Source organism: Streptomyces sp. UNOC14_S4, from assembly GCF_020740835.1.
Classification (GTDB): Bacteria; Actinomycetota; Actinomycetes; order Streptomycetales; family Streptomycetaceae; genus Streptomyces.
This window is the reverse complement of sequence record NZ_JAINFC010000542.1, coordinates 1-4,955: the sequence shown is the minus strand read 5'-3', so window position 1 is coordinate 4,955 and position 4,955 is coordinate 1. Positions and strand designations below refer to the sequence as shown.

The 4,955-nt window shown below is 71.9% G+C and carries 4 protein-coding genes and 1 pseudogene; 3 read left to right on the top strand and 2 right to left on the bottom strand.

Annotated features, from left to right (window positions below; all coding sequences use genetic code 11):
• The 3 genes from K6I34_RS31565 to K6I34_RS31555 all read left to right on the top strand — a co-directional run.
• Nucleotides 1–1,306 (top strand): MinD/ParA family protein (locus tag K6I34_RS31565; RefSeq protein ID WP_229331322.1); only part of this gene is annotated, 1,306 nt, incomplete at its 5' end.
• Nucleotides 1,307–1,783: 477 nt separating this feature from the next.
• On the top strand, nucleotides 1,784–2,086 hold the full coding sequence (locus K6I34_RS31560; protein WP_229331320.1) for a ribbon-helix-helix domain-containing protein: 303 nt from the start codon (nucleotides 1,784–1,786) through the stop codon (nucleotides 2,084–2,086).
• Nucleotides 2,083–2,490, top strand: a complete 408-nt coding sequence (locus K6I34_RS31555; RefSeq protein WP_229331318.1) for a PIN domain-containing protein — start codon at nucleotides 2,083–2,085, stop codon at nucleotides 2,488–2,490. Before K6I34_RS31560 ends, K6I34_RS31555 begins: the two co-directional genes overlap by 4 nt.
• Nucleotides 2,491–2,684: 194 nt before the next feature.
• Here K6I34_RS31555 and K6I34_RS31550 read toward each other — a convergent pair whose 3' ends face one another.
• Nucleotides 2,685–3,653, bottom strand: coding sequence for a bifunctional riboflavin kinase/FAD synthetase (locus tag K6I34_RS31550; RefSeq protein WP_229331316.1), 969 nt, complete (start codon nucleotides 3,651–3,653; stop codon nucleotides 2,685–2,687).
• A gap of 50 nt (nucleotides 3,654–3,703) precedes the next feature.
• Nucleotides 3,704–4,955 (bottom strand): annotated as a pseudogene (locus K6I34_RS31545) (serine protease); the annotation flags it as partial.

The following is a 4,955-nucleotide window of genomic DNA, read 5'->3' as shown; positions in this document are numbered from 1 at the left end:
GGCCGGTGGGTGGCCGACGGTGACGCCCGAGCAGCGGCAGCGTTCCGTGCACGGGGCGCCGCTCGGTTTCACGGCGTCCATGGAGCTGTCCTCGGAACGGCTGCTGCGCGGCAAGCCCAAGCCGAAGAAGCAGCTCGCGGGCGGCCGGTTCAAGCTCGGCGGCAAGAAGGAGGAGGCCGAGCGGCAGCGCAAGCTGGAGCTGATCCGCACGCCCGTGCTCTCCTGCTACCGGATCGCCGTCATCAGCCTCAAGGGCGGCGTCGGCAAGACGACCACGACCACCGCGCTCGGCGCGACGCTGGCCAGCGAGCGGCAGGACAAGATCCTGGCGATCGACGCCAACCCCGATGCCGGTACGCTCGGCCGCCGTGTCCGCCGCGAGACGGGCGCGACGATCCGTGACCTCGTCCAGGCGATCCCGGGCCTGCACAGCTACATGGACATCCGGCGCTACACCTCGCAGGCCCCGTCCGGCCTGGAGATCATCGCCAACGACGTGGACCCGGCGGTCTCGACGACCTTCAACGACGAGGATTACCGGCGGGCGATAGACCTGCTGGGCAAGCAGTACCCGGTCATCCTCACCGACTCGGGCACCGGACTGCTCTACAGCGCGATGCGCGGTGTCCTCGACCTCGCCGACCAGCTGATCATCGTCTCCACGCCGTCCGTCGACGGCGCGAGCAGCGCCAGCACCACGCTCGACTGGCTGCACGCGCACGGCTACGCGGACCTCGTCTCGCGCAGCGTCACCGTGATCTCCGGGGTGCGCGAGACCGGCAAGATGATCAAGGTGGAGGACATCGTCTCCCACTTCGAGACCCGCTGCCGTGGCGTCGTGGTCGTCCCCTTCGACGAGCACCTGGCGACGGGTGCCGAGGTCGACCTGGAGATGATGCGGCCGAAGACGCGCGAGGCGTACTTCACCCTCTCGGCGCTGGTGGCGGAGGACTTCGCCCGGGCCCAGCAGCAGCGCGGGCTGTGGACCGGCGAGAACCCGCCGGCGCACCAGGCGCCGCCCGCGCCGGGCGCCTACGCCCCCGGCCAGCCCGCACCCGCTCCCGGCCAGCCGGCTCCCGGCGCGTACCCGTACCACCCGCAGCAGCAGCCGTACGACCCCTACGGCGGCCAGCCGCAGCCCCAGGCCCCGCAGCAGCCCGGGCCGTACGCGCAGCCTCCGCAGCCCCAGCCCCAACCGCAGCAGCCGTATCCGTACGGCCCGCAGCCCGGCGCGCACCCCTACCCGCAGCAGCCCGGGCCGGACAGCTACGGCTATCCCCAGCAGTACCCGCCACAGCAGGGCTGAGCGGCGAGAAGAGCGAGAAAGGGGTGGGGCCCCGGGCGACAGCGCGTCGCCGCTGTCGGTTAATCCGGGGTCTGGCGTGACGTCGGCCTTCGAGACCTGGTTGTGGTCTTGAAGGCCGGCGTCTACATACGCTCCTTCGCGGCGAAGGCGAGGACGAATTCGGAACCTCGGTATCCGAGTTCGCTGTTGATGTCTTCGACACGCCGATTCCAGCTGATCCCGAGAGCGACGAACAGGACGGCTCGCAAGAGGCCTGATCGCACGCGACTCATCCTGGCTGCGCCGCGTGTGACGTACGCGTTTGATGTGTGGCGGCGCAGCCGGGCAAGACCGGCAGCTCGCTGGAGCGGTGGGTCGACCAGGACCGAGCCAGCCGGTTCGCGTGGGTGCCCTGTCGCGTTCGCACTGCCGGACTGAGCGGAAGCGCCATCTGCAAGAAGCCGGACGCTGTAATAGAGGTTGTCGTACTCTGATGCCGTGAAGCCGACACGAGCCGGGACGACGGAGAACATCTCCGTGTCCATGCCCACCGATCTCGTAGCCGAGATCCGCTCCCGAGCGGGCCGCCGGGGCGTCTCCAGCTACATCACCGAAGCTGTCCGGCACCAGCTGGCAATGGATGGACTTGCCGAGATCGTGGCCCAGCACGAGGCAGAACACGGCGTCCTCACCGAGGAGGAGATCGATGCCGCACGGCGCGAGCTCTTCGAGCATGCCGATCCCCATGAGTCCGGACGGGACGGGGCAGACCCCCATGGCTCCGGCCGGGATGCTGCGTGAAGGAGGCACCCGCCCGCTCCCTCGTACTCGACTGCCAGGCGCTCTCCCTGCTCCTGGGCAACGAGCGCAGGATGGTGGCCCGTGTCGAAGCCGCCAGACGGGCCGGAGTAATCGTTCTCGTTTCCGTCCTGACCGTGGTCGAAGCGGCACACGGCAAAACGGACCTGGCGCGGATGAACTGGGTCCTCTCCCGGTTGCAGCTCGAACCGGTCAGCCAGGCGGACTCCATGACCGCCGTACAGTTGCTGCGGAACGCCGGAGGGTTGCACGGCCATAAGTACGCCATCGACGCGCTGGTGGCAGCACTGGCTCTGCGCTCCCCAGCACCCGTCCTCGTCCTGACGTCCGACCGTGACGACTGGTCGAAGCTTTGCGGGGACCGGATCGTCGTCAAGGACGTGTGACAGCTCAGGTCCTTCATGCCGCTGATTTCACTGGCGCCACCGGCACTCGCAGCAGAGCCCGCACCTGCACCCGCCACTTCGCAGTACTTCGCCCCGCCGACCAAACGATCAGCGGGGCGAAGCAGCGGCCCCCGGGTCGACCAACAGCGTCGACAGTACGTCGCCGGGCCCCTTCCTCATCCCCCGGCCAGGGTTCAGCTCTTCTCCGGACCCGCCGCCTCGTGTGCCGACACCAGGTCGCGCGCCCGCTTCACATCGTCCGCCATGCACTCCAGCAGGGCCTCGATGGACTCGAACTTCTCCATGCCGCGCAGGTAGGCCAGGAAGTCCACGGCCACGTGCAGGCCGTAGAGGTCCAGGTCGGTGCGGTCGATGGCGTACGCCTCGACCGTGCGCTCGGTCGCGTCGAACTGCACGTTCGTGCCGACCGAGATGGCCGCGGGCATCGCCTCGTCGCCGACGGTCAGCCAGCCCGCGTAGACGCCGTCGGCCGGGATCGCCGTGTGCGGCAGGGTCTCGACGTTGGCCGTGGGATAGCCCAGCTCGCGGCCGCGCTGTGCGCCGCGGACCACCACGCCCTCGACGCGGTGCGGGCGCCCGAGGATCTCCATCGCGCCCGCGACGTCGCCCTCGGCGACCAGGCGCCGGACCAGGGTGGACGAGAACGGCAGCCCGCCGCCCGCCGCGCCGCTCACGCGGAGGTCGATGACCTCGACGTCGTAGTCGTACGTGGCGCCGAGCTCCTTGAGGAACTCGACGTTGCCCGCGGCGCGGTGGCCGAAGCGGAAGTTCGGGCCCTCCACGACCAGCTTGGCGTGCAGCTTGTCGACCAGGACCTTCACCACGAAGTCCGCGGGCGACAGCTTCGAGAACTCCGCCGTGAACGGCAGGACCAGCACCGCGTCCACGCCGAGCTCCGCCATGAGCTCCGCACGCCGGTGGTGCGGGGCCAGCAGCGGCGGGTGGCTGCCCGGCCGGACCACCTCGCTCGGGTGCGGGTCGAACGTGACCACCACCGCGGGCACCCCGAGGGCGCGGGCCCGCTCCACCGCACGCCCGATGATCAGTTGGTGCCCCCGGTGCACCCCGTCGTACGAGCCGATGGTGACGACGCTGCGCCCCCAGTCCTGGGGGATGTCCTCCAAGCCACGCCAGCGCTGCACTGTGCCCGCTCCTCGCCGAACCGAACTGATGTCTGTCGATATACGCAGGACTAAGGGTGCCATGCCGGTTCCCGGCGGTCCGCATCGGCCGGTCCCCCGAGGGTCGGATCGCTCCCGTCCGCCGTGGCCGTGAGCCTGATCCGGGCCCTCGGGCCCACCACCACGGCCCACTGCGCGGGCGCCGACCGCACCCAGCGGCGCACCTGCTCGCCGAAGACGGGGATCTCGCGGGACAGCTGCACCAGCCGCCGGTCGAAGCAGGCCGCGCCCTCCGCCGAGCGCGCCATGAGCAGCCCGGTGCGGTGCACCAGGTCGCGGGTGCGGGCCTCCGTGCGCTCCCCCGCGCCCACGGCCACCGCGCGCAGCAGGGCGTCGAGGACGGTGACGTCCCGCTCGTACGGCCCGTACTGCTCGCGCTCCAGGAGCACCTCCAGCAACTCCTGGCGCAGGGGGCGCGAGAGGGAGGTGCCGGGGGCGGCCAGGACCGGCGCGAGGGCGCGGCGGACCTGGGGGGCGCGGCTGCTGAGCAGGTGCACGACGAGCGGGAAGAGGACGGACCGGACCGCGGGCCCCTCCTCCAGGCGGCGGTCGACGAAGGCCGCGGCGTGCACGGCGCCCTCGGGCCGGTGCTCGACGTGCTCCCGGACGAGCCCGGCCGCCCGCCGGGCCAGAGTGGGGGCCGAGACCTCGGCGAGGGCCCGCACGACCTGCCCCGGGCCGTCGCCCGGCTCGTACAGCCGCGCCCGGAAGATGGCGAGGACGGGCTCCGGGTGGGTGGTCAGGGCCGCGGCGAGGGCGTCGGCGGGCAGGTGCGGGTCACCGGCGGCGAAGCGGACGATGGCCTGCGGGAGGTATTTGGCGCGGGTCGTGGCGTCGCGTACGAGCAGGGCGAGCGCGGTGCCGTGCAGGGCGCCCTCGGCGGGGCGGGCCAGGAGGGCGAGCGCGGAGTAGCGCAGCAGCTCGCGGTCGGCGTCGATGGTGACGTGCGGCGCGGTCTTGAGCGCGTACGCGGCCGCGGCCACATGGCGCTCCAGGCGGTCGTCGTGGGCCCAGCGGTCCACGGCGCGGCAGAGCGCGGACGGCTCGTCCTCGGCGAGGGCGGTGAGCAGCTCGTCGGCGCGGGGGTGCCCGGCCTCCACGAGGGCCTCGGCGAGGTCGTCGATCGCGCGGTGGCGGTGGGTGTGCAGGAGGACCTGGGCGGCGGTGGAGACGGTCAGCCGGACGCTGCCCGGCCAGGGGGCGGCCTGGAGGGGGCGGTCGTCGGTGAACCAGCGGCAGACGAGGGGCTGCGCGGCACACGGG